Annotated in this window: 3 protein-coding genes and 1 pseudogene; all 4 read left to right on the top strand. The window is 40.5% G+C overall.

Going from position 1 to position 1,708, the window contains the following annotated elements; genetic code table 11:
- Window positions 1–217 (top strand): annotated as a pseudogene (locus ACRCJ0_RS13475) (alkaline shock response membrane anchor protein AmaP); the annotation flags it as partial.
- Window positions 218–231: 14 nt separating this feature from the next.
- Window positions 232–453 carry a DUF2273 domain-containing protein gene (locus ACRCJ0_RS13480; RefSeq protein ID WP_431390750.1) on the top strand — a complete coding sequence of 74 codons (222 nt, stop codon included), beginning with the start codon at window positions 232–234 and terminating at the stop codon, window positions 451–453.
- A 106-nt stretch (window positions 454–559) separates the two neighbouring features.
- Entirely contained in the window at window positions 560–1,021 is a 462-nt protein-coding gene (locus ACRCJ0_RS13485; RefSeq protein WP_417894198.1) for an Asp23/Gls24 family envelope stress response protein, read from the top strand.
- Window positions 1,022–1,156: 135 nt separating this feature from the next.
- The coding region (locus tag ACRCJ0_RS13490; RefSeq protein ID WP_431390751.1) for a DJ-1 family glyoxalase III at window positions 1,157–1,708 on the top strand (552 nt) is incomplete at its 3' end.

Genomic DNA, 1,708 nt, shown 5'->3' on the forward strand with positions numbered 1-1,708 from the left:
GCCAGAAGATACCAAAGTGAAAGTTGTTTTCCAAGTGGATGACGCAGCCAATGTGATTGACTTGGCTAGTCGGGTACAGGAACGCGTACGTGATACCGTGGCCGTTTCATTGGGGATTCCGGTTGCGGACGTCAATGTGAAGGTCAACCAAATTGACCGTAGCGTTGTCGTAGCTGAAAAACAAGCCAAACAGAAAGCTGTACCACGTGTGCAATAAGGAGGAGGGATAATATGTCAGAACGGAATAAACGAGCAGAACGTGCGATTTGGCGCCAATACAAAGGGCGGATTATCGGCTTATTATCAGCCTTTATCTTTGCACTATTGTGGGTAGTCTTTAATTTTGGGACAGCCTTATTGGTATCTATCATCGCAGCAGTGGGCTATATCGTCGGTGCTTACTTTGATGGTGAGGTCGACTTACGTGCCTGGTTACGGTTCTTTATGAAATGATCGAAGGGTTATCGGTTGATAATCAAAAATATTCACGTTATCATTAACTTATAGGTTATTTAAAGTTGGCTAGATCACCAACAAAAATATTAGGAGGAATTAAATTATGGCTGAAACAAATGAACAAGTAAGACACGAAAATAATTTAGCTTTTGAGCCTCGCGTGTTAGAACGTATTGCGAATAACTCAGTTCAAGATGTTGACGGCATTTTAGAGTTGAAAGGAAACTTCACATCTGGCGTGAAAAGCTTCTTCTCTTCTGAAGATGACAAAACAAAAGGTGTTAATGCTGAAGTAGGTAGTAAAGAAGTAGCCATCGACTTAGAAGTAATTGCTGAATACGGCAAAAACATTCCTGCAGCCTTTAACCAAACAATCGAAAAAGTGAAAGCAAACGTTGAAAAAATGACTGGTTTAAGAGTTGTTGAAGTAAATATGAATGTTAACGACGTGATGACACGTGCAGATTATCAACAACAACAATCTGAAGAAGAACGTCAACGCGCTGAAGAACGCCGTCGTGCCCACCAAAATGGTGAATTTACAGATGGTTCAAGAGTACAATAATAACTAACATACATGGATAGCTAGTATCTATTACCATGTGTAGGAGGGTCGGCCAAGTGTCGATCCTTTTCTTATCCATAAAATTTAGGTAAGATAGAGGCAACAAAGCGTACAGTTTAAACTGGAGGGTTTAAGATGAAAACAATGATTTTACTAGGTGAAGGTTACGAAGAAGTAGAAGCAATTACAGTTATTGATTACCTACGTCGAGCAGAAATCCCAATAGATATCGTATCTATCAACGAAACCCTATCGACAATCGGTGACCATGGTATTGAGATTATGGCAGATAAACTGTTAGATGATGTGGATACAGACAGCTATGACATGGTCATTACGCCAGGTGGGCGCCCAGGTGCAGAAAAATTGGCCAAGGATAAAAGAGTAACTGACTTGATTGCTAAACAAGTAGCGAATGATAAATACGTTTCGAGTATTTGTGCTTCACCAATCGTTCTTGAAGCAGCAGGCATCACAAAAGACTTGGAAGGGACATGCTACCCAGGCTTTGAAGACCAAGTGCATTACAAGACCTTCCACGAAGATATCACCTACTACGATGAAAACCATAAAGTATTGACCTCACGTGGACCAGCCACAGCAGTTTATTTTGCTTTGGACATTATTCGAATTCTAAAAGGCGATTCTAAAGCACAAGAGGTTGCTGATGGTTTATTATTACCAATA

Source organism: Aerococcus sp. L_32 (assembly GCF_050689315.1).